The sequence below is a fragment of the Bradyrhizobium sp. SZCCHNR1015 genome, assembly GCF_032489875.1.
Lineage (GTDB): Bacteria > Pseudomonadota > Alphaproteobacteria > Rhizobiales > Xanthobacteraceae > Bradyrhizobium.
In genome coordinates this window covers 113,518-136,657 of sequence record NZ_JAUEYW010000010.1, presented here as the reverse complement: position 1 = coordinate 136,657, position 23,140 = coordinate 113,518, and the positions used below count along the sequence as shown (strand labels likewise).

General features: G+C 65.5%; 19 protein-coding genes. 12 read left to right on the top strand and 7 right to left on the bottom strand.

Annotated features, from left to right (window positions below; genetic code table 11):
• The first annotated feature begins 100 nt into the window (after positions 1–100).
• The 7 genes from QX128_RS18285 to QX128_RS18255 all read left to right on the top strand — a co-directional run bounded on the left by QX128_RS18285 (position 101) and on the right by QX128_RS18255 (position 8,215).
• The gene (locus QX128_RS18285; RefSeq protein WP_316177305.1) at positions 101–358 is read left to right on the top strand and encodes a hypothetical protein; all 258 of its coding nucleotides are present in this window, start codon (positions 101–103) and stop codon (positions 356–358) included.
• Between the two features lie 119 nt (positions 359–477).
• The gene (locus QX128_RS18280; protein WP_316238147.1) at positions 478–2,271 is read left to right on the top strand and encodes a peptide ABC transporter substrate-binding protein; all 1,794 of its coding nucleotides are present in this window, start codon (positions 478–480) and stop codon (positions 2,269–2,271) included.
• A 247-nt stretch (positions 2,272–2,518) separates the two neighbouring features.
• Positions 2,519–4,312: a peptide ABC transporter substrate-binding protein gene (locus tag QX128_RS18275; protein ID WP_316238146.1), complete on the top strand. Its 1,794-nt coding sequence runs from the start codon at positions 2,519–2,521 to the stop codon at positions 4,310–4,312.
• 40 nt (positions 4,313–4,352) lie between these two features.
• A complete protein-coding gene (locus tag QX128_RS18270; protein WP_316177308.1) occupies positions 4,353–5,312 on the top strand; it encodes an ABC transporter permease in 960 nt (319 codons plus the stop codon).
• Positions 5,278–6,219 carry an ABC transporter permease gene (locus QX128_RS18265; RefSeq protein WP_316177309.1) on the top strand — a complete coding sequence of 314 codons (942 nt, stop codon included), beginning with the start codon at positions 5,278–5,280 and terminating at the stop codon, positions 6,217–6,219. The genes QX128_RS18270 and QX128_RS18265 overlap by 35 nt, the downstream gene beginning before the upstream one ends.
• Entirely contained in the window at positions 6,219–7,217 is a 999-nt protein-coding gene (locus tag QX128_RS18260; protein WP_315804760.1) for an ABC transporter ATP-binding protein, read from the top strand. The genes QX128_RS18265 and QX128_RS18260 overlap by 1 nt, the downstream gene beginning before the upstream one ends.
• Positions 7,217–8,215 (top strand): dipeptide ABC transporter ATP-binding protein, encoded by a 999-nt coding sequence (locus QX128_RS18255; protein WP_315804761.1) that lies wholly within the window; start codon positions 7,217–7,219, stop codon positions 8,213–8,215. The genes QX128_RS18260 and QX128_RS18255 overlap by 1 nt, the downstream gene beginning before the upstream one ends.
• A 16-nt stretch (positions 8,216–8,231) precedes the next feature.
• Here the strand turns inward: QX128_RS18255 and QX128_RS18250 are convergent, their stop codons facing one another.
• Both QX128_RS18250 and QX128_RS18245 read right to left on the bottom strand, forming a co-directional pair.
• Complete coding sequence (locus QX128_RS18250) at positions 8,232–10,217, bottom strand: cache domain-containing protein (RefSeq protein ID WP_315804762.1); 1,986 nt, start codon at positions 10,215–10,217, stop codon at positions 8,232–8,234.
• A gap of 165 nt (positions 10,218–10,382) precedes the next feature.
• Positions 10,383–12,239, bottom strand: a complete 1,857-nt coding sequence (locus QX128_RS18245) for a feruloyl-CoA synthase (protein ID WP_316238145.1) — start codon at positions 12,237–12,239, stop codon at positions 10,383–10,385.
• 300 nt (positions 12,240–12,539) lie between these two features.
• Between QX128_RS18245 and QX128_RS18240 the strand changes: the two genes are divergently transcribed.
• Positions 12,540–13,019: a MarR family winged helix-turn-helix transcriptional regulator gene (locus QX128_RS18240; protein WP_316238144.1), complete on the top strand. Its 480-nt coding sequence runs from the start codon at positions 12,540–12,542 to the stop codon at positions 13,017–13,019.
• A 164-nt stretch (positions 13,020–13,183) separates the two neighbouring features.
• Here QX128_RS18240 and QX128_RS18235 read toward each other — a convergent pair whose 3' ends face one another.
• Together QX128_RS18235 and QX128_RS18230 are read right to left on the bottom strand one after the other, a co-directional pair.
• Positions 13,184–16,063: an EAL domain-containing protein gene (locus QX128_RS18235; RefSeq protein ID WP_315804765.1), complete on the bottom strand. Its 2,880-nt coding sequence runs from the start codon at positions 16,061–16,063 to the stop codon at positions 13,184–13,186.
• 169 nt (positions 16,064–16,232) lie between these two features.
• Positions 16,233–17,231 (bottom strand): NAD(P)H-quinone oxidoreductase, encoded by a 999-nt coding sequence (locus QX128_RS18230; RefSeq protein ID WP_315804766.1) that lies wholly within the window; start codon positions 17,229–17,231, stop codon positions 16,233–16,235.
• A gap of 86 nt (positions 17,232–17,317) precedes the next feature.
• On the opposite strand from QX128_RS18230, the gene QX128_RS18225 reads away from it, so the two are divergent.
• Together QX128_RS18225 and QX128_RS18220 are read left to right on the top strand one after the other, a co-directional pair.
• Positions 17,318–17,509, top strand: coding sequence for a DUF1192 domain-containing protein (locus QX128_RS18225; RefSeq protein ID WP_315713892.1), 192 nt, complete (start codon positions 17,318–17,320; stop codon positions 17,507–17,509).
• 615 nt (positions 17,510–18,124) lie between these two features.
• Complete coding sequence (locus QX128_RS18220) at positions 18,125–18,637, top strand: DUF1465 family protein (protein ID WP_315804767.1); 513 nt, start codon at positions 18,125–18,127, stop codon at positions 18,635–18,637.
• A gap of 159 nt (positions 18,638–18,796) precedes the next feature.
• Here the strand turns inward: QX128_RS18220 and rpmE are convergent, their stop codons facing one another.
• Positions 18,797–19,024, bottom strand: coding sequence for a 50S ribosomal protein L31 (gene rpmE, locus QX128_RS18215; RefSeq protein ID WP_012046762.1), 228 nt, complete (start codon positions 19,022–19,024; stop codon positions 18,797–18,799).
• Between the two features lie 223 nt (positions 19,025–19,247).
• Here rpmE and QX128_RS18210 point away from each other — a divergent pair, with 223 nt between their 5' ends.
• Positions 19,248–21,104: an ABC transporter ATP-binding protein/permease gene (locus QX128_RS18210; protein ID WP_316238143.1), complete on the top strand. Its 1,857-nt coding sequence runs from the start codon at positions 19,248–19,250 to the stop codon at positions 21,102–21,104.
• Between the two features lie 143 nt (positions 21,105–21,247).
• On the top strand, positions 21,248–21,448 hold the full coding sequence (locus tag QX128_RS18205) for a hypothetical protein (RefSeq protein WP_006614616.1): 201 nt from the start codon (positions 21,248–21,250) through the stop codon (positions 21,446–21,448).
• Between the two features lie 201 nt (positions 21,449–21,649).
• On the opposite strand, the gene QX128_RS18200 is transcribed toward QX128_RS18205, so the two are convergent.
• Both QX128_RS18200 and QX128_RS18195 read right to left on the bottom strand, forming a co-directional pair.
• Positions 21,650–22,099, bottom strand: coding sequence for a GNAT family N-acetyltransferase (locus tag QX128_RS18200; protein ID WP_316238142.1), 450 nt, complete (start codon positions 22,097–22,099; stop codon positions 21,650–21,652).
• On the bottom strand, positions 22,096–23,124 hold the full coding sequence (locus QX128_RS18195; RefSeq protein WP_315804770.1) for a peptidoglycan -binding protein: 1,029 nt from the start codon (positions 23,122–23,124) through the stop codon (positions 22,096–22,098). The genes QX128_RS18200 and QX128_RS18195 overlap by 4 nt, the downstream gene beginning before the upstream one ends.
• Between the last annotated feature and the right edge of the window lie 16 nt (positions 23,125–23,140).

The following is a 23,140-nucleotide window of genomic DNA, read 5'->3' as shown; positions in this document are numbered from 1 at the left end:
GATCAGGCCGAAGTAACGCATGTTAGGTTAACGAGCGGTTGCGTTCGCTGCGCCTGTCGTCAAGGCGGCCGCACACGCGCTGGTATGAGGGAGTCGAGACTTGCCGGACTATGATGCGCTTCGAGACTATCTCAAGCGGCAGACCCGCCCCGAACTGGTGCTCAGCCTCGAGGAGATCGAGGAGCTGATCGGCGACGGCCTGCCGCGCGCCGCGCAGCGCGCCTCGTGGTGGGACAGCCTGCGGAGTCCGCAGGAGAAGATGCCGCAGCGCGAGGCCTGTCTGGCGGCAGGCTATGTCGCGACCCGGCTGCCCGATGGCAAGGGCGTCCGCTTCCGCAAGCTGAAGCCGGAGCGCTGAGCTGCATCAGTGTCCGCGCAATTGGCCTGCATCCTGCTTTCCGGGCGGTGCTGCAGTGTGGTTGAGCTTTCAGAGCGCGATCGAGCCCGCATTGTGACCGAGGATCTGGAGAGACGGACATGAACGAGCAGGACCTGCGCCACGAGATCGCCGCGGTCAAGGACGGGCGGCTATCGCGCCGTGACTTCGTGCAGCGGATGCTGGCGGCCGGACTGACGGCGCCGCTGGCCGGCATGATGCTGGCGCATTCGGGAGTGGCAATGGCGGCGCAGGAATTCCCCTACAAGCCGACCAAGGCGGGTGGCGGCGGCGCGCTGAAGCTCCTGTTCTGGCAGGCGCCAACCCTGCTCAATCCGCATTTTGCCATCGGCTCCAAGGATCAGGAATCCGCGCGCGCCTTCTACGAGCCGCTGGCCGGCTGGGACGCCGACGGCAATCTCGTCCCGGTGCTGGCGAGCGAGATTCCCAGCGTGGCCAACGGCACCGTCGCGGCCGACGGCACCTGGGTCATCTGGAAGCTCAAGCAGGGCGTGAAGTGGCACGACGGCCAGCCGTTCACTGCGGACGATGTGATTTTCAACTGGCAATATGCCACCAATACCGAGACGTCCGCAGTCACCATCGGCGACTACAGGGACCTCAAGACGATCGAGAAGTTTGACGACCACACCGTTCGCCTCGTGTTCAGCCGGCCGACGCCGCAATGGTTCACGCCGTTCGTCGGCGGCCGGGGTGCCATCATTCCGAAGCATCTGTTCAGCGACTACATCGGCGCCAAGTCGCGCGAGGCGCCGAACAATCTCAAGCCGGTCGGAACCGGTGCCTATCTGTTCGTCGACTTCAAGCCGGGCGACATCCTGACCGGCAGGCTCAATCCCGACTACCACGTTCCGAACCGGCCGCATTTCGACACGCTCGAGATCAAGGGCGGCGGCGACGCGGTATCGGCGGCACGCGCCGTGCTGCAGACCGGCGAATATGACTACGCCTGGAATCTGCAGGTCGAGGACGAGATCCTCGTCAAGCTGGAGACCGGCGGGACCGGGGTCGCCGAGATCGTGCCGACCGGCAATCTCGAATTCATCCTGCTCAATGCCACCGATCCCAATGTCGAGGTCGACGGCGAGCGGTCGAGCTTCAAGACCAAGCACCCGCTGTTCTCGGACCCGGCGGTGCGCGAGGCCATCAACCTCCTGATCGATCGCGCATCGATCCAGAAATTCGTCTATGGCCGCGGCGGCATCGCCACGGCGAACTGCGTCAACAATCCCGCGCGCTATCGCTCGCCCAACACGCGCTTCGAGTTCAACATCGACAAGGCGAACGAGATCCTGGAGAACGCCGGCTGGAAGAAGGGGGCGAGCGGGATTCGGGAGAAGGACGGCAAGCCGCTGAAGCTCGTCTTCCAGACCTCGACCAACGGGCCGCGACAAAAGAACCAGGCGATCGTCAAACAGGCCTGCCAGAAGGCCGGCATCGAGCTCGAGCTGAAGCCGGTGGTGGGTTCGGTGTTCTTCTCCAGCGACGTCGCCAATCCCGACACCTACACGCACTTCTATTGCGACATGGAAATGCTGATGATCACGATGTCGTCGCCCGAGCCGCAGGCCTTCATGACTCAGTACGTGTCGTGGGAAGTGGCGAGCAAGGCCAACAAATGGCAGGGTCGCAACATCTCGCGCTGGCAGAGCAAGGAGTATGACGATCTCTACAACGAGCTCACGCGCGAGCTCGATCCGGTGAAGCGTGCGGCGCTCTACATCAAGCTCAACGACACGGTCTGCGCCGGTCGTCACGTGCTGCCGGAGCTCAATCGTCCGCGCGTCAGCGGCATCCGCAAGGGTCTGCAAACCCATTCCTCGGGGTGGGACAACGACCTCTGGCAGCTGCCCAACTGGTATCGCGAGAGCTGAGCACTCCTTACGGCGTCCCGGTGCGGGGCGACCGTCGTTGACGACGTAGTTCCATTTTCCGGGATGCTCTGGCAGTCATTCTTCCCGCATCTGCGAAGTGCGACAATCGATCCATTCTTTATTGCGGAATTGGCCCGGATTCTGCTTTGACAGTCGCTTCGAAGGCTGATCCAATTTTGTGCAGTTCCCGATCGATGCATGACGGGGACGCGTTTTTTGGCATTCAGCACCACCTTGGAGTCGATGAATGAACGAGCGTGACCTCCGTAGCCAGATCGCTGATGTCAAAGCAGGACGCCTGTCACGGCGCGAATTTGTGCAGCGGATGATCGCCGTGGGGCTGACCGCGCCGATGGCCGGCGCGATGCTCGCCCATTCCGGCGTTGCGATGGCCGCCGAGCCGATCGCATACAAGCCGACCAAGGCCGGCGGCGGCGGCCCGCTCAAGCTGCTGTTCTGGCAGGCGCCGACTTTGCTCAACCCGCACTTCGCCAACGGCACCAAGGATCAGGAGGCCTGCCGGCTGTTCTACGAGCCGCTCGCCGGCTGGGACGCCGACGGCAATCTCGTGCCGATTCTCGCGGCCGAGATTCCGAGCAAGGAGAACGGCCTGCTCGGCGCCGACGGTCTCTCCGTCACCTGGAAGCTGAAGCAGGGCGTGAAATGGCATGACGGCAAGCCGTTCACCGCCGACGACGTCATCTTCAACTGGGAATATTCGGTCAATCCCGATACCGCCGCCGTGTCCGTCGGCAGCTATCGCGGCATCAAGTCGATCGACAAGATCGACGACTACACGGTGAAGCTGAATTTCAAGCAGCCGACGCCGTTCTGGGCGGATGCCTTCGTCGCAGCCTACGGTCCGGTGATTCCGAAGCATCTGTTCGCCGACTATATCGGCGGCAAGTCGCGTGAGGCGCCGGCAAATCTGAAGCCGGTGGGCACCGGCCCGTACGTCTACGTCGATTTCAAGCCCGGCGATTCCATCTCCGCCAAGCGCAACCCCGATTATCATCAGGAAAACCGGCCCTATTTCGACACGGTCGAGGTCAAGGGCGGCGGCGACGCGGTGTCGGCGGCACGCGCGGTGCTGCAGACCGGTGAATACGACTACGCCTACAATCTCCAGGTCGAGGACGAGATCCTGACCAAGCTGGAGGCCGGCGGCCAGGGCAAGGCGCAGCTCACGGTGACCGGTCACATCGAATATATCGCGCTCAACGTCACCGATCCCTGGACCGAGGTCGACGGCGAGCGCGCGAGCATCAAGACCAAGCATCCGGTGTTCTCCGATCCGGCCGTCCGTAAGGCGATCAACCTGTTGATCGATCGCGCCTCGGTGCAGAAGTTCATCTACGGGCGCGCTGGCGTCGCGACGCCCAACTTCCTCAACAATCCCGAGCGCTTCCGCTCGCCGAACAACAAGTTCGAGTTCAACATCGACAAGGCCAATCAGATCCTGGAGGAGGCGGGCTGGAAGAAGAACTCGTCCGGCATTCGCGAAAAGGATGGCAAGCCGATCAAGCTGGTATTCCAGACGTCGATCAACGCGCCGCGCCAGAAGAACCAGGCGATCATCAAGCAGGCTTTTCAGAAGGCGGGCATCGAGGTCGAGCTGAAATCGGTCGTCGCGTCGGTGTTCTTCTCCTCCGACGCGGCCAATCCCGACACCTACACCCATTTCTACTGCGACATGGAGATGTACCAGACCACCATGCCGCAGGCGGATCCGCAGTTCTTCATGAACCAGTTCACCTCGTGGGAGGTCTCGAACAAGGAGAACAAGTGGCAGGGCCGCAATGTCTCGCGCTGGCAGAACAAGGAATATGACGAGACCTACAAGCAGGCCTCGAGCGAGCTCGACCCGGTCAAGCGCGCGGCGCTGTTCATTAAGCTCAACGATCTCGTCGTTCAGGACAATTACATCCTGCCCGAGATCAATCGCCGCAACTGCATCGGGTTGAAGAACGGGATGGTCGCCAACAAGAGCGGTTGGGACAACGATCTCTGGCAGATCGCCAACTGGTATCGCGAGACCTGATTGCGCCACCAGCATGATTAGACATCTGAGAGGCTGAGCGATGGGAAACTACCTCCTCAGGCGCCTCATCGTCGCGGTGCCGAGCCTGCTCGGCATCAGCGTCATCCTGTTCGTGCTGCTGGCGCTCGCACCGGGCGATCCGTTCGGCGAGCTCGCGAGCAATCCGAACATTCCCCCGGAGGTCCGCGAGGCCCTGCGCGTCAAGTTCGGCATGGATGACCCGATCATGGTGCGCTACTTCCACTGGCTGATTGCGATGATGCATGGCGACTGGGGCTTCTCCTTCGCCAGCCGCGTCAACGTCGACACACTGATCCTGCAGCGCATTCCGGCTACGCTCTACGTGGTCGGAACCGCTCAGCTCCTCGCGCTGATCGTGGCGATTCCGGTCGGCGTGCTTGCAGCACGCCGGCCCTATTCGATCTTCGACCAGATCGCCAACACCTTCGCCTTCATCGGCTTCTCGCTGCCGACCTTTTTTACCGGGCTGCTGCTGATCCTGATCTTCAGCGTCAATCTCGGCTGGCTGCCATTCGTCTATCGTGCCGACATACAGGCCACGGGGTGGATGTGGTGGTGGGAAAACTTCAAGCAGGCGGTGATGCCGGTTACCGTGCTCGGCCTCTATCAGGCCGCGTCGTATACGCGCTACGTGCGGTCGGCCGTGCTCGACGTCATCAAGCTCGATTACGTCACGACGGCGCGCTCCAAGGGGCTCGACGAGAGCAAGGTCATCGTCAAGCACGTGGTGCGCAACGCGCTGATTCCGGTGGTGACGCTGGTGGCGCTGCAGATGCCGACGGTGTTCGGCGGCGCCATCGTCACCGAGCAGATCTTCCGCATTCCCGGCATCGGCTCGCTCCTGATCAGCGCGATCCTCGCCAACGATACGCCCGTCATCATGGCGGTGACCTTCGTGTTCGCCTGCCTCGTCGTCCTATTCAACCTTATCGCCGATATCCTGTATGGCTGGCTTGACCCACGCATCTCCTTCCGTTGAGACGCCGCTCGCGCCGGCTTCGACGAAGCGCCGATTCTCGCCCGGACGAGATGCGGTCAGGCGCTTCCTGCGTCACCGCCTCGCGGCCGTCAGTATTGTCGTGCTGGCGCTACTGGCGCTTGCGATCGTCGTTGGCCCGTGGATCTGGCGCGTGCCGATCAACGAGATCGATTTCACCGCGCGGCTCGCGGCGCCGTCATGGGACCATCCGTTCGGCACCGATGATCTCGGCCAGGATCTTCTCGCCCGCATGATCTATGGCGGCCGCATCTCGCTCGCGGTCGGCTTTGCGGCAATGGCGGTCGGCCTGTTCGTCGGCGTCGTCATCGGCGCCATTGCCGGCAACTCCAAGGGGCCGGTCGATGCCGCGCTGATGTGGCTGACCGACCTGTTCCTGTCGCTGCCGCAGCTGCCGTTGCTGCTGCTCGTGATCTATCTGTTCCGCGACCTGCTGAAGGGCCTCGTCGGGCCGGAGGGCGGCACCTTCGTCCTGATCGTGCTCGTGATCGGCGGCTTCCGCTGGATGCCGGTGGCGCGTCTGGTGCGCGCCCAGTTCCTGTCGCTGCGTGAGAAGGAGTTCGTCGAGGCCGCGCGCGCGCTCGGCGCCTCCAACGCCCGTCTCGTCGTCCGTCACATCCTGCCGAACGCGCTGGGACCCGTGATCGTCGCCGGCACGATCGACGTCGCGGCGGCGATCATTGCGGAATCGACGCTGTCGTTCCTCGGCCTCGGCTTCCCGCCGGACATTCCGACCTGGGGCCGGCTGCTGTTCGACGCCAAGGACTATCTCGACATCGCGCCGCATTGGGCGCTGTTCGCCGGTGGCGCGATCTTCCTTACGGTCATCGCGATCAACTTCATCGGCGATGGCCTGCGCGATGCGCTCGATCCGCGGAAGGTGATGTGATGGACGCGCGCGTGGCTCCGCTGCTCGAGATCAAGGGGCTGAAGACCTATTTCAACACCGACGAGGGCGAGGTCCAGGCCGTCGACGGCGTCGACATCTCGATCGGCAGCGGCGAGACCCTGTGCGTGGTCGGCGAGTCCGGCTCCGGCAAGACCGTCACCGCGATGTCGGTGCTGAAGCTGATCGCGATGCCGCCCGGCCGCATCGCCGGCGGCCAGATCCTGTGGCAGGGTCGTGACCTGGTGTCGCTCGGCTCGTCCGAGATGAACAAGATCCGCGCCAGCGAGATCGCGATCGTGTTCCAGGAGCCGATGACCTCGCTCAACCCGGTCTACACCGTCGGCGATCAGATCGCGGAGGTGATCCGGCTGCATCAGGGCCTGTCCAAGAAGGCGGCGATGGATCGGGCGGCGGAGATGCTGGCGCTGGTGCAGATCCCCAATCCGAAAGCCCGCGTGCACGATTATCCGCATCACTTCTCCGGCGGCATGCGCCAGCGGGTGATGATCGCGATGGCGCTGTCGTGCAACCCGAAGCTCCTGATCGCCGACGAGCCGACCACCGCGCTCGACGTCACGATCCAGGCGCAGATCCTCGATCTGCTGCTCGACATGAAGGAGCGGCTCGGCATGTCGATCATGCTGATCACCCACGCGATGGGCGTCGTCGCCGAGGTCGCCCAGCGCGTCGTGGTGATGTATGCCGGCCGGGTGGCCGAGGAGGCGCCGGTCGATCGTCTGTTCGCCAATCCGCGCCATCCCTACACGCAGGGCCTGATCCGCTCGATCCCGCGCATCGATCTCGACGCGGTCAGGAAGAGCCGGCTGGAGAGCATTCCCGGCAGCGTGCCGAAGCTGGTCAATCCGCCGGAGGGCTGCCGCTTCGCCTCGCGCTGCCGCTTCGCCATTCCCGATTGCAGGACCGCGCAGCCTCTGCTGCGCGAGATCGAGCCCGGCCACAAGGTGGCGTGCATCCGCGCCGAAGAGACGTTACTGTGATGACCGAAGCTGCGATTGCCACGCCCGCCGCACCCGCGCCTCTGCTCAGCGTACGCAACCTGACCAAGGCGTTCCCGATCCGGGGTGGGCTCTTGAAGCGCCAGATCGGCAGCGTGCGCGCGGTGGACGGCGTCAACTTCCACATCGAGCCGAGCGAGACCTTCGGCCTCGTCGGCGAGTCCGGCTGCGGCAAGTCGACCACCGGGCGCTGCGTGCTCAGGCTGATCGAGCCGAGCTCGGGCGAGCTGAATTTCGAAGGCAAGGACGTCATCGCGCTGTCCGGCGAAGGCCTGCGCGCGCTCCGCCGCGACATCCAGATCATCTTCCAGGACCCCTATGCCTCGCTCAACCCGCGCATGACCATCGGCGCCATCATCGGCGAGGCGCTGACGATCCACGGGCTGGCGACTTCACGCCAGCAATACGAGGCGCGCATCGTTCATCTCTTGGAGACCGTCGGCCTGCAGGCCGATCACATGACGCGCTATCCGCACGAGTTCTCCGGCGGCCAGCGCCAGCGCATCGGCATTGCGCGTGCGATCGCGGTCGAGCCCAAGCTGATCATCTGCGACGAGCCGGTGTCGGCGCTCGACGTTTCGATCCAGGCCCAGGTCATCAACCTGCTCGAGGACCTGCAGCAGAAGTTCGGCATCGCCTATCTGTTCGTCGCGCACGACCTCTCGGTCGTCGAGCACATCAGCCGCCGCGTCGCGGTGATGTATCTCGGCCGCATCGTCGAGACCGCGCCGTCACGCCAGCTCTATTCGGCGCCGAAACATCCCTACACGGAAGCGCTGTTGTCGGCAGTGCCGATTCCGGACCCGAGCATCAAGCGCAAGCGCGTGCGGCTCAAGGGCGAGGTGCCGAGCCCGATCAATCCACCATCGGGCTGTCACTTTCACACCCGCTGCCCGATCGCCAAGGACGTCTGCAGCAAGGAAGTGCCGCCATTGAAGGCGAGCGCCGAGGGGCATCTCGTCGCCTGCCATTTCCGTTGAGGCGGAGGTCGGCGCGCTACGCCGCCTGACGGTCCGAGACCAGCGCCGTCAGCCGCGCCGATTGCTCCGGGTTCAGTGCGAACTGCACCAGCGCGGTGCGGTCGCCGACGCGGGTCACGGTCCCCGGCAGATCGGACACCATGCCGGTGATGGCAAGCGTCACCGACGTGTTCATCGTCAGACGAACCGGAACGGCTTCGAGCAGGGCGCCGCCGAGCGAGAGGTTGCGCACGGTGACGGGGATCGCTTCGCCGTTCACCTGCAGCGTGCCCGGGCGATTGATGTTGAGCCGCGTCGACAGCCGGCGATCGACGTCGGCCGTCGAGGTCCGGATCACCCGCACCAGCTCGGTGCGCAGTCGCTGTACCTTGTCGGCGACAACGGTCGAGCCGTCGCGGATGTCGGTCGAGCGCCGGCCGGCCTCGCTGGCCTCGCGCGAGACCTCGGCGATCTGGCTCGCGACCTCGCGCGCGGCGGCGGACGTCTCTTCGACCGTGCGCGAAATCTCGATGGTCACACCGTTCTGCGCCTGGATCGCATCGGCAATGCCGGAGGATACGGCTTCGACGTTGCGGATGACTTCGCCGATCGCCCCGATCGAGGTCACCGAGGCGCGCGTCGAGTCCTGAATCTCGGCAATCTGCTGCGCGATCTCGCTGGTCGCCTTGGCGGTCTGCTCGGCGAGCGATTTGACCTCGGAGGCGACGACCGCAAAGCCACGGCCGGCATCGCCGGCCCGGGCGGCCTCGATGGTGGCGTTCAGCGCCAGCAGATTGGTCTGGCCGGCGATCTCGCTGATCAGACTGGTCACGGCGCCGACCTTGTCGGCGGCCTCCGACAGCTTCGCGATGGTGGCCTGGGCATCGGACGAGGCGGCGACGGCCTTGCGCGTGAGCTCGCGCGACGAGCTGACCTGGCTGGAGATCTGCGAGATCGAGGCGGCGAGCTGGGCGGACGCCTTGGCGACCGTCTGGGTGGTGGCGAGAGCCTGCTCGGCCGCCGCCGCAACGCTGCTCGAGTTGCGCTCCAGCGTCAGCGCACTGTCGGTCATCGACTTGGCATTGTCGGCCATGTGGCCGGTTCCCTGCGCGACCTCGCCGACCGCGTTGCTGGCGGCCTGCTCGACGGCTTCGGCCATCTCCTGCAGCGCCCTGGTCTTGATGCGTTCGGCGACCTGGCGCTGCTCGTCTTCGAGCATCGCGGTCTGCCGCGCCTTCTCTTCGGTCTTCTGCCTGAACTGCTCGATCGAGCGCGCCATGTCGCCGAGTTCGTCGCTGCGGTTCTGACCCGGCAGCTTGATGTCGAAGTTTCCGTTGCCGAGCTCGGTCAGCGCGCCGCTCATCGCGGCCAGCGCCGATGACATCCGCCGCGCGATGATCAGCGTGATCGATCCGATGATCAGCATCACCAGCATGGCGGCAATGAACACGCTGCGCTTGCTCTCCCACATCTGGGCTTCGAGATCGTCGACATAGACACCGGTGCCGATGATCCAGCCCCAGGGCTCGAAGCCGGCGACATAGGACATCTTCGGCTGCGGCGCGTCCTTGCCGGGCTTCGGCCACATGTAGTCGACGACGCCGGCGCCCTGACGCTTGACGACATCGACCATTTCGACGAACAGCCGCTTGCCGGTCGGGTCCTTGTTGTCAGCGAGGTTCTGGCCATTCAGCTCCGGCTTGATCGGATGCATGACCATCTTCGGACCCATGTCGTTGATCCAGAAGTAGTCGCCGCTGCCGTAGCGCAGCTTGCCGATTCGCTCGGCCGCCTTCTTCTGCGCGACCTCGGGCGCCACCTTGTCGCGCGCGATCGCGTCATATTCCTCGCGGGCGATGCTGACTGCCGTCTGTGCCAGATGGCTCAGCTCGCTCTGCCGCTGATCCTTGAGAGCGGTCTCGAGGTTCTGGCTCTGCGTTGCGGCGAGCCCGACCAGTCCACAGAATGACAGGCCGATGATCGCGTAGATGCGGAGGGCGAGAGAGAAACGCGGCTTGGCCATGGGGCGGTCCGGACAAATGAGGGAGCTAGATGCAAGCCATTTTAAGGATTCGCAGTTGATGCCCGGTTAAGTGTGACTGGTAGCTAATTGCCGTATTCGCGAGGCGTTTCCGTAATTATACGTGCGACATTTTGTGAGTGAGTCGAGTAGTCGTGTAGTTCCGGATCAGGACATGTCGGGCCTGATCAGCTCGGTCGCGGTTTCATCCTTCAGTCGTGCGACCAGATCGGCGCGGCGGCTGAGCACCGCGCGCTGGTTGATATAGCCCTTGTCGGTGATCTCGCCGGCATCGAGCAAGGGCGGCTCCGCCATCAACAGCGCACGGCTCGCATAGCGCGACGAGCCGACCGCCTCAGTACGAAGCCTGGCCAATCCTCGCGCGATGGCGGTGCGCACCGATGGATGCGCCAGAACGTCGCCGGCCGGGACCGTCTCGGCCAGCCCGGCAGCGCTGCGGCACGCTGCGATGTTGGGCACGACGAGAAAGTGCACCTCGTCGGTGCCGTGGCCGGCGATCACGATATCCTGCGCCAATGGTGCCAGCGCCGCGATGCCGGCGACGCGTAGCGCGCCGACGTTCACCCATGTCCCGGAGCTCAGCTTGAAATCCTCGGTGATGCGGCCGTCGAAGAACAAGCCGCGCTCCGGATGTTCGGGATCGGCGAGCTTCACGGCGTCGCCGATCTTGTAGAAGCCCTCCTCGTCGAAAGCCGCGGCCGTGAGCTCGGGCGCCTTCCAATAGCCCGGCATCACGTTCGGCCCGCGCACGCGGACTTCGAGCTTCTCGCCGGTCGGCACCAGCTTGAGCTCGGTGCCGGGGATGGGCACGCCGATGTTGCCGGCGCGCTCGGCGAAGAAGTGGCAGTCGGTCGCGAGCGGCGATGTCTCGGTGGCGCCCCACGCCGACACCAGCGGTGCAGGACGGCCGATCGTGGCCCGGCTCATCTCATTGAGCGCATCCCACAGGTTCTGCGGCAGTGCCGCCGCCGCATAGAGGATGCATCTCACGCCGGTGAAGAACTTCTGCCGCAGATCGTCGTCAGCCCTGAGCGCCGCGACCAGCATGTCGAAGCCGCGCGGCACGTTGAAATAGATCGTCGGCACCAGGCTGCGTAGATTGGCGAGCGACGTCTCGAACAGGCCCGGCGCCGGCTTGCCGCCGTCGATGTAGATCGACCCGCCGTGGTTCAGCACCAGGTTGAAATTGTGGTTGGCGCCGAAGGTGTGACTCCATGGCAGCCAGTCGACGATGACGGGGCCGCCCTCGACCTCGCGCAGGAACGTCCACAACTGCGCCTTGGCCTGCTGGCTCATGGTCAGCATCCGGTGCGTGTTGATCACCGCTTTCGGCTGCCCGGTCGAGCCGGAGGTGAACAGCAGCTTGGCCACCGTATCCGGCGTGACGGCGGCAAAGGCGCGGTCGACCTCCGGCCCGGGCTTTGTCGCGAGCAGGGCCTGCAGCGACAGCGTGCTCGTTGCATCGCCATCGCCGGCAATGATCGTTGCCCGATGCAGGCCGTCGACGGCCGCGAGCGCGCGCGCGAACGGCTCGCGCTGCGCGACGAAGATGGCGCCTGGATCGAGCAGACGGATCATCGCACGCAGCTTCTCGTGATCCGTCGACATCAGCGAATAGGCCGGCGAGATCGCGCAGACGGGGACACCGACATGTTGCGCGGCGAGCGCCAGCACGGCATGGGCGATGCTGTTGTCGGACAGGATCGCCAGCGGACGCTCGGGACCCAGGCCCTGCGCGAGCATCCAGGCCGCGACGGCGCGGACCTGCATCAATGTTTCGCCGTAGGTGAGCCAGGTCCAGTTGTCGCCACGACGTTCGGCCAGGAACGTGCGATCCGGGAAATGGCGGCCCCAATGCTCCAGCCATTCGCCGGTGCAGCGCGCGGCCGGCTGCAGCGGCATGCGCGAGCGCAGGATGATCGCGCCGTCGTCGCGCCTGACAGCCTCGATCGACGGCTCGGCGAACATCGCAGGCTCGGAGGCGCGGCGTTCTGCATCAGCCATGGCGTGTCTCCGGGTTGCGGGAGGTGATCGCGGAAGCTGCAATGCGGTACGAGGTGGGGAGGGAGGATGCTGCGCGGCAGGCGCCGCGATCGGGTGCCACGTGCCGCCGCATTGCGGTCGCAATGCAGGCAACCGTCGTCATCTTTGACGGCATGCGTTTCCCTCCGATGTTGTATTCGTTGACCGCGAGACTAACAGAATGGTTGTGCTTTGCAATTATTGTGGATGTGACCGATTGGAGCGGCTTGCCCCTGCGACGGCATCGGTCTAGGCAGGGATGCCTCATGTCAGCGAGCCAGCATGCCCAAGAGCGCGAGCACCGGAGCGCAGCGAGACACAACCAGCCAGGAGTCCGGGATCGGTCTCGGTGAGCTCGAGAACCATCTCGGCTATTTCGTCCGCCGGCTGCAGCACTGGATTTTCCGCGACGTCAACGCCGCGCTCGCGACGATCGACCTCGACGTGATCCTGTATTCGATCCTGGAGACGATCGCGGCCAATCCCGGCGCCGCGCAGATCGCGATCGCCGGCGCGCTGGGCATCGAGCGCGCGCGCATGGTCGCGCTGCTCGACGACCTGCAGCAGGCCGGCCTGATCGTGCGCGAGCGCTCCGAGCACGACCGCCGGGCGCATGCGCTCGACCTGACGCCGCGCGGCCGCCTGATCCTGAAGAAGGCCAATGCGCTGGTCGCCGCCCACGAGAAGCGGGTGGCACGCCGGCTCGGCTCCGACAATTATCGCCGGGCGCTCGCGGCGCTGTCGCAGTTCGAGACGGAGTAGGCTCGTCGCGGACGGGCCATGTCGCGAGCCTTCTGCCCCGCAAGCACGCATTGGTCATCACTCACACGGCACCCTTTACGCGGTACCGCGGTAACTCTACCTCAAACGAAGCAAAATGAAAGATGCATCCTGAGGCTGTTGCCATGCTGGATGCGTTGCAGTGCTCAGCTCGCCGCTTCCAGCCGCTCTTCCGTGAGAAGCCGCATCGCGGCGTCGGCGTCCATCGGCTCGCCGAAGGCGTAGCCCTGGGCGTATTCGCAGCCGAGCTGATAGAGCTCGACGGCATCGGAGTCGGTCTCCGCGCCTTCCGCCACCACATCCATGCCGAGGTCGTGGGCGAGGGCGATGATCGATTTGAGGATCACGGGCCGCGTGCCGCGCGCGGTGGTGCGCACGAACGACTGGTCGATCTTCAAGGTGTCGAACGGGAAGCGCTGCAGATAGGCCAGCGAGGAATGGCCGGTGCCGAAATCGTCGATCGACAGGCCGACGCCGAGCTCGCGGATGCGCGCCAGCATCTGCGCGGCGTGCTCGGGGTTTTCCATCACCAGCGATTCCGTCAGCTCGATCTTGAGCGAGCCGCGCGCCACCGAGGAGCGCGCCAGCACCGAGCGGATGTCGTGGATCAGGTCGTGGCGCAGGAGCTGGCGCGAGGAGACGTTGACGCTGGCGAAAATCGGCTCGCGCAGCCGTGTCGCGCGCTGCCACACCGAGAGCTGCCGCGCCGTCTGGTCGAGCACGAAGGTGCCGAGATCGACGATCAGGCCGATTTCTTCCGCGATGGTGATGAACTCGATCGGCGACATCCGGCCGAGCTTCGGATGGTCCCAGCGTGCCAACGCCTCGAAGCCGGCGACCGAGCGATCCTCCAGCCGCACGATCGGCTGGTACAGGATCGTGATCTCCTGGCGCTCGATCGAGCGGCGCAGCTCGCTCTCCAGGGTCAGGCGGTCGTTCTTGCGCGCGCGCATCGCCGGCTTGTAGACGTCGATGCGGTCGCCGCCGATGCGCTTGGAATGATACATCGCAAGCTCGGCGTCCTTGATGATGTCCTCCGACAGCTGCGTCTGCGGATCGGACAGTGCGAGCCCGATCGAGGCGGTCAGGAAGATCTCGCGCTCGTTGAAGGCGATCGGCGCGCGGATGGTCTTGCGGATGGTCTCGGCGAACGCGGTGATGCGGGCGGGGTCCTGCTCCGACAAGAGGATCAGGCCGAACTGATCGCCGGCCAGCCGCGCCAGCGTGTCCTGGGGCTTGAGGATGCGCGACAGCCGCCGCGCCAGGGTCAGCAGGATGGAATCGCCGACCGCGATGCCGACGGAGTCGTTGACCTGCTTGAAGCGGTCGAGATCGATCACCATCAGGGTCGGCCGCATGGCCGGCATCGACTTGGCGAAATTGGCGACGGCGGCAAGACGATCGATGAACAGCTTGCGGTTGGGCAGGCCGGTCAGATTGTCGTGCACGGAATCGTGGAGCAGGCGCTCCTCGGCATTCTTGAACTCGGTCACGTCCGTCAAGGTGCCGACCACGCGCGAGACCTCGCCGTCGGAGCCGACCACGGGGCGCGCCTTCAGCGCGAACCACATGAAATGGCCGTCGGGCGTGCGCAGCCGGAAGTCCTGCACCAGGCGGCCGCGGCGCTGGTCGAGGACACTGTCGAGCGCGGCGCGGAAGCGGTCCTGATCGAGGGGATGCAGCACCTCGAGCCATTTGGCGGCCGGGCCTTCGAGCGTGCCGCGCTTGAGGCCGAGCAGGCTCTCGGTCTCCGGGCTGGTGAACACCTTGTCGGCGGAGACGTCCCAGTCCCAGATCAGGTCGCCGGAGCCGGCCAGCGCCAGCGCGCGGCGTTCGACGTCGGAGACGATGCCGGTGGTGGCGCCGCCGCCGGCGAAGGCGTGCTGCATCACCGTGAAGCCGATCAGCATCACGATCAGCACCAGGCCGCCGAGCAGGGCCGGACCGACGATGTCGTTGGTGACCTGGCCCGCGACCGTCATGCCGGCGGCGGCGACCCACACCGTGAGCAGGAACCAGGTCGGGATCAGCAGCACCGCGCGGTCGAAGCCGTGGCTGGAGAGATAGACGATCAGCGCAAAGCCGAGCACGGCGATCAGCAGCAGCGACATGCGCGCGATGCCCGAGGCCACCGCCGGGTCGAACAGCGCCACTGCGACCAGGGACCCTAAGAAGAACAGCCAGCCCAGCGTGATGTGCGAGTAGCGAACGTGCCATCGCGACAGGTTGAGATAGGCGAACAGGAACACCAGCAGGGTCGCGGCGAGGATCGCCTCGCCGGCCGCGCGCCAGACGCGCTCGGCATTGTTCGACATGTCCAGGACCTTGCCCCAGAAGCCGAAATCGACGCCGATATAGACCAGCACCGCCCAGGCCAGCGCCGCGGCCGCCGGAAACATGATGCTGCCCTTGACCACGAACAGGATCGTGAGAACGAGGGCGAGAAGTCCGGAGATGCCGATCACGATGCCCTGGTACAGCGTGAACGAGTTGACCTTGTCCTTGTAGGCCTCGGGCTCCCACAGATAGAGCTGCGGCAGCTTGTCGGTGCGCAGCTCGGCCACGAAGGTGACGACCGAGCCCGGATCGAGGGTGACGCGGAAGACGTCGGCGGTCGGGCTCTCCTGCCGCTCTGGCAGGTCGCCGACCGAGGGCGTGATGGTGGCGATGCGCGACAGGCCGAGATCGGGCCACAACACGCCGGAGCCGACCACGCGGTAGTGCGGTGCCACGATCAGGCGGTCGAGCTGGTCGTCGGTGTTGTTGGCCAGCGCGAACACGATCCAGTTCTGGCCGCCCTCGCGGGCCCGCACCTCGATGCGGCGGACGATGCCGTCGGTGCCGGGCGCGGTCGAGACCTGGATGCGGTCGTTCTCGCTGCGCTGATGATCGAGGATGCCCGTGAGGTCGATCGCAGGCGCGTCGCTGCGAACGCTGACGGCGTCAACGGCCTGAGCGGGGGCAGCGGCACCACACATCACGAGGCCCAGCGCCGCCAACGACGCGAGGCACCTGATCAGACGCAATGTCAAATCTCCGCGTTCGACACCAATCCAAAGCGAAACAAGCCAAATCGAAAGAGGTCGTCGCCGGGCTAATTGGAGCCGTTCCAGGCACGGTTCAGATGTGCGCGATCATTGGCACGAAAGCGAGGAGAATCAAAGAGTTTCCAAACACGCTCTGTTTAGACTGCGCCTAGATTTCCAACACAATTTTGCCAATATGTTGGCTGGTCTCCATGCGTGCATGCGCTTTCGCGGCGTCCACGAGGGGAAAGGTCGAGTCCATCAGCGGCTTGATGCGGCCCTCGCGCAGGAACGGCATCACCTTGGCCTCGATCGCCGCCACCATCGCCGCCTTGTCGGCGTTGCTGCGCGGGCGCAGCGTGGATCCGGTATGGGTCAGGCGCTTCACCATCAGCTTGACGAAATTGACTGACGCCTTGGGGCTGGCGAGGAAGGCGATCTGGACGATACGGCCATCGATCGCCGCGGCGTCGTAGTTGCGCTCGATGTAGTCGCCGCCGACCATGTCCAGGATGACGTCGGCACCCTTGCCGCCAGTCGCCTCCTTGACCACGGCGACGAAGTCCTCCGTCTTGTAGTTGATGGCTCTGATGGCGCCGAGCTTGACGCAGGCGTCGGCCTTGTCCTGCGAGCCGACGGTGACCAGCACCTTGGCGCCGAATGCCGTGGCGAGCTGGATCGCCATGGTGCCGATGCCCGAAGAGCCGCCATGGATCAGCAGGGTCTCACCCGCCTTCAGACCGCCGCGCTCGAACACGTTGTGCCAGACCGTCATCAGGGTCTCGGGCAGGGCGCCGGCCTCCAGAATGGAGAGTGAGGAGGGGACCGCCATCGCCTGCGCATCTTGTGCGATGCAATATTGCGCATAGCCGCCGCCGGCGACCAGGGACATCACGGTGTCGCCGAGCTTGTGCCGGACCGCGCCCTCGCCGAGCGCCACGACCTCCCCGGCCACTTCCAGCCCGGGCAGGTCGCTGGCGCCTGGCGGCGGCGGGTAGCTGCCGGAGCGCTGGGCGACGTCGGGACGGTTAACGCCGGCGGCCTTCACCTTGATCAGGATCTCGCCGGGGCCCGGCTTGGGGAGGGGCCGGGTTTCCGGCTTGAGCACCTCGGGTCCGCCCGGCTGGCTGATGGCGACCACGGTCATTTGCGCGGGCAGCTGTTCCATGAGAAATCCTTCGGCGAGGGCTGAAAGCGATGCTGCCGCGTGCTTAAGCCAGCCGGGGCATGGCTGGCAACCGGGAGGAGGGTGAGATGGCCAACGAGGACGACGACCGGCCGCGCAAGGCCGTTTCGCACGAGATCGGGCAGGATCTGTCGATGCTGTCGGTCGAGGAGCTGACCAGCCGGGTGGCGCTGCTCCGCGCCGAGATCGAGCGCATCGAGCAGGCGGTGGCGAAAAAGCGCGCCTCGCGTGATGCCGCCGCCAGCATCTTCAAGTCGTGAGCCTCGCGGCCGTGGAAACACGGTCGGCCAGTGGCCGACATGGCTAACGAAGATTGAAAAATTTTCGCCATTTACGGTTGATTAAGCTTTCGCGTTTACAACCGGAACCGTCCTCGTTTGGACACCGAGTGGCTCCTGTCCACTCTGTTTGACGCCTCCCTGTTATCAACTTCAAAGCCGCCGGAAACGGCGGCTCTTTTTTTTGCGCGCTCACCGAGCCGGGCGAACCGGGCGGTCGCCCGTGGCGCGCTCGTCCATCCGCAGGCGGGCGATCGTGGAACGATCGTCGTACCTGCTCATTGCGCCCGTGCCGGTCTTCGGTCGCCAGCCGGTCACGCGCGAAAATCCTGTGCGCAGCGGCAGGCGTGACGATCCTGGTTCGACGACTGCAAACTATTGCCGTGATCATGGTTGCTAGTTGAGCTGATCGTGCGACTCGGCCTGAAACGGCCGTGTTGCAGTTGCAAATGGTACGAGGGCACGGCATGGCCCACGCCGTGGAAACCATAAAAGGCGTTGCTGCTGGACTCTCGAAACCGGCCGCGCAATGATTTGTTCATCATACCGGCGCCGTTGCCGGGTTGCGTAAACAGTCGCGTTTAAGAGGCGTTAACCATGTCGGACCGTTTGCTGAGCGATGGCGCTCTGGTTCAGTTCAACGAGCGGCTCACCAATTCTGCTGCATTCGGCGCGCTGTTCCGGGAAGGCATGGATCTGGTCGAGGAGACCGCCGCCTATCTCGATGGCGACGGCCGCAACGAGGCCAAGGCGCTCGACCGCGCCGTCAGCCTGACCTACGCCACCGAGAGCATGCGCCTCACCACCCGCCTGATGCAGCTGGCGTCCTGGCTGCTCCTGCACCGTGCGGTGAAGGAGGGCGAGATGACCCTGAGCCAGGCCAACCGCGAGAAGACCAAGGTCAAGCTGACCGCCGCAGATCCCGGGCCGGATGATCTGCTGGAGAAGCTGCCGCAGCAGCTGCAGAGCCTGATCTCGCGCTCGATGAGCCTGCAGGTGCGGGTCCGCCGCCTCGACTCGACCATTCATTCCCCGCCGCCGGACCAGAGCGCGATCGGCAATCCGCTGGTGCCGCATCTCAACCGGCTGAAGGCCGCGTTCGAGCAGTAGGCCGCGGCATCGGGCGGCCATGCCGGAGCCGCTCCCCCAGCCGGAGGTCTCGTTGCGACCAGCCCAGAAACAAAAACGCCCCCGTTTCCGGGGGCGTTTTTGCTGTGAGCTGTCCTTCAGGCGCAGGCCGGGATGGCCGGTGCCGAGGGCAAGAAGGGATCAATCCTTCTTGAGGAAGCCCTGGAACTTCTTCTGGAAGCGCGAGACACGGCCGCCGCGATCCATGATCTGCTGGGTGCCGCCGGTCCAGGCCGGGTGCGACTTGGGGTCGATGTCGAGGTTGAGCTTGTCGCCCTCTTTGCCCCAGGTCGAGCGGGTCTGGTACTCGGTGCCATCGGTCATCACGACCGTAATCGTATGATAATTCGGGTGAATGTCGGCTTTCATGGCTGATCCTACGGCACGATGCGAAGACATGATGCGGCGCGGCCGCGCCTGATCCTGTCGTCACTGAAGGGGGACAATTGGCGGGCTCTATAGCCCAAGGTTCTGCCCAAAACAAGCCAAGGTCGCGGTTGAACACCTTGGTACGTTTCCGGATTTGCCAAGCCCGGCCCGGCAGGCCTATCAGGACGGCAGATCGGTATTTGGAAGAATTCTCAGGTGGCCCATGAGCGCAGTGGAACGGCTTGACGAACGGCAGGGCGCTGCCCCAGGGCAGGATCCGGTCGGAGATGCCGTTGCGGCCGTCGAGGCATTGGCCGAGCCGGCAAGCCCTGTGCGGCGCTCGAAGCTGCGCCCGCTGCTGGCGCTGTCTCCCTATGTCCTGCGCTATCGCGGCCGCGCCCTCCTGGCGCTGATCGCGCTCACGGTCGCGGCCCTGACCACGCTGCTGGTGCCGATCGCGGTCCGCCGCATGATCGATTTCGGCTTCACGCCGAAGGGCATCGAGCTGATCAACAGCTATTTCAGCGTCATGATCGCCGTCGTGGCGGTGCTCGCGCTGGCAAGCGCGGCCCGCTACTACCTCGTCATGACGATCGGCGAGCGCATCGTCGCCGATCTCCGGCGCGACGTGTTCGCGCATCTGATGTCGCTGTCGCCGTCCTTCTTCGATTCCGCCCGCTCCGGCGAGCTGGTGTCGCGGCTCACCGCCGACACCACCCAGATCAAATCGGCGGCGGGCGCCTCCGTGTCCATCGCGCTGCGCAATCTGCTGCTGTTCATCGGCGCCACCGCGATGATGGTGATCACGAGCCCGAAGCTGTCCGGCTTCGTGCTGCTGGCGATCCCGCTGATCGTGCTGCCGCTGGTGGCGTTCGGGCGCTGGGTCCGGCGGCTGTCGCGCAACGCCCAGGACACGCTCGCCGACGCCTCGGCCTATGCGTCCGAGCTGATCGGTTCGATCAGGACCGTGCAGGCCTATACCAGCGAGAAGCTCGCTGCGGCGCGTTTCGGCGGCGAGGTCGAGCAGGCCTACGAGGCGGCGCGGGTCTCGACCCAGGCGCGCGGCGTGCTCACCGCGATCATCATTTTCATCGTCTTCTCCAGCGTGGTCGCGATCCTCTGGGTCGGCTCGCACGACGTGCTGACCGGCGCGATCAGCGCCGGCCGGCTCGGTCAGTTCGTGCTCTACGCGGCCTTTGCCGCCGCCGGTCTCGGCCAGCTCTCGGAGGTCTGGGGCGAAGTGTCGGCGGCGTCCGGCGCGGCCGAGCGGCTGTTCGAGCTGTTGCATGTGCAGCCGGAGATCACGGCGCCCGCGCAGCCGCGCCCGATGCCGGAGCCGGCGCGCGGCGACCTCGGCTTCGACCACGTCAGCTTCGCCTATCCGAGCCGCCCCGACGTCCGCGTCCTCGATGACGTCTCGTTTGCGATCAGCGCCGGCGAGAAGGTCGCGATCGTCGGCCCCTCCGGCGCCGGCAAGAGCACGCTGTTCCATCTTCTGCTGCGCTTCTACGATCCGGCCTCCGGCTCGATCTCGTTCGACGGTGTGCCGGTACGCGCGGCCGACCCGCGCAAGATGCGCGAGCGCATCGCGCTGGTGCCGCAGGAATCCGTGGTGTTCGCGACAAGCGCGCGCGAGAACATCCGCTTCGGCCGGCCCGAGGCGACCGACGCCGAGGTCGAGCGTGCCGCCGATCTCGCTCATGCCAGCGAATTCATTCGCCGCCTGCCGAACGGCTTCGACGCGGCGCTGGGCGAGCGCGGCGTCACGCTGTCCGGCGGTCAGCGCCAGCGCATCGCCATCGCGCGCGCCATCCTGCGCGATGCGCCGCTGCTGCTGCTGGACGAGGCGACATCGGCGCTCGACGCCGAGAGCGAGACGCTGGTGCAGACCGCGCTCGAGGGGCTGATGAAGGACCGCACCACCCTGGTGATCGCGCATCGCCTCGCGACGGTGCTGTCCTGCGACCGCATCCTGGTCATGGACCGCGGCCGCATCGTCGAGCAGGGCACGCACACGTCGCTGGTTGCGGCCAACGGCCTCTATGCGCGGCTGGCGCGGTTGCAGTTCGAGGGCGTGTAGTTTCGGCAACACCGTGGATGAGCGGCAACACTCTCGGAATTCTTGTTCCCGACCCTGCAACCTTTCTCCCGCTTTATACGTTCCCTGCCGGAACAGATGGCGCGCCGTCCTGCTGCGCGCCCAACCGCACAGGAGCAACGCGCATGCCTTATCGTCGTGGCAGTTTTGCCCTCACCCCACCCTCGTTCGTCATCTTCGCGATCGCGCTGGTGCTCGCGCTCGTCGCGATGCTCGCGCACTACATGCACGCGTCGGTGCCGCTGCTGTCGGCAGCGCACGCCTTCGATGCGCTGGCGATTGCCTTCGTGGTGCTGACCATCGGCGTGCTGTTCCGCGGCGTGTAGTTGCCTGGCCACCCCACACTCGGTGTCGCCCCTGCGAAAGCAGGGGCCCATAACCCCAGCCCGATATTTGACGGGCAAATGCCCGTGGCCGCGTCCTTCAAAACGTCTGCTGCGGAGTATGGGTGCCGGATCTGCCCTTGCTGCGCCCGGTCGTTCGGGACGACAGCGTTGATGTGACCGTGATGCGGCCCGTCGCGGCGACTAAGGCGTCCACGCCATCCGCAGCACGGGACGGCCCGAGGTCGGGTTGACGTCCTCGCCGGCATCGACGAAGCCGTTGCGCCTGTAGAAGTTGATCGCGCGAGCGTTATCCTTGTTGACCAGCAGCGTGATGCCTCCAGGAGATTTCTGCTTGGCGGCATCGACCAGCTGCGTGGCGAGCGGCGAGCCCCAATGTTGGGGCGAGACCACGAGCTGATCGAGATAGCCTGTTGCGTCGATCGTCACGAAGCCGGCGAGCGTCCCCTCCGTCTCGGCGACGATCACCTCTGCGTTCGGCACCAGCTCATTGCGCCAGCGCTCGCGCCACCACGGTACGCGCGCGGCAAAATCGATGGCGGGATAGGCGAGCTGCCACGTCTCCTGCCACAGCGCGATCGCCGCGTCCTCGTCCTCGGCGCGATAGGGGCGCAGGGTGGAGTTCGACGTCACCGCTCCGTCAGCTTCAGCTCGATACGCCGGTTGCGGCGGAACGCTTCCTCGGTGTTTGCAGGATCCAGCGGCTGGAATTCGGCGAAGCCCGCCGCGACCAGGCGCTGGGCCGGTACGCCGAGCGAGATCAGATATTGCACCACCGAGATGGCGCGCGCCGAGGACAATTCCCAGTTCGACTTGAACACCGGGCTGTTGATCGGACGAACGTCGGTGTGGCCGTCGACCCGCAGCACCCAGGAGATCTCAGCGGGGATCTGCTTGTCGAGGTCGACCAGCGCGGTCGCCACCGAGTTCAGCTCCTGCTGGCCCTCGGGCAGCAGGGTGGCCTGTCCGGTGTCGAAGAACACCTCCGACTGGAACACGAAGCGGTCGCCGACGACGCGGATGTCGGGACGGTTGCCGAGGATGGCGCGCAGCCGGCCGAAGAACTCCGAGCGGTACCGGGTCAGCTCCTGCACCCGCTGTGCCAGCGCGACGTTGAGGCGCGAGCCGAGATCGGCGATGCGGCTCTGCGATTCCTTGTCGCGCTTCTCCGAGGCATCGAGCGCATCCTCGAGCGCGGCGAGCTGGCGGCGCAGTGCGCTGATCTGCTGGTTGAGCACCTCGATCTGGGCCAGCGCCCGCGCCGTGACCTGCTTCTCGGAGTCGAGCGCCCGGTTGAGCTCGTTGGCGCGGCCAGCGGCATTGCTGCCGGCATTGGCGAGCCCGTCATAGAGGCCCTTGACGCGGTCGCGCTCGGCCTCGGCGTTCGCGAGCCCGGCGCGCAGCTGCGCAACCTGGTCGTCCAGCGAGAGCTTGCCGAGCTTCTCCAGGGACAGCATCTCGTTGAGCTGCGCGATCTTGGCGTTGAGCTGCTCCAGCGCCTTGTCCTTGCCGGTGACCTCCTGCGACAGGAAGAACTGCACCACCAGGAACACGGTCAGCAGGAACACGATCGACAGCACCAGCGTCGACAGCGCGTCAACGAAGCCCGGCCAGTAGTTGAGGCCGGAATCTCCGCGGCGGGTACGGGCAAGCGCCATTCAGCGTCTCCTAGCT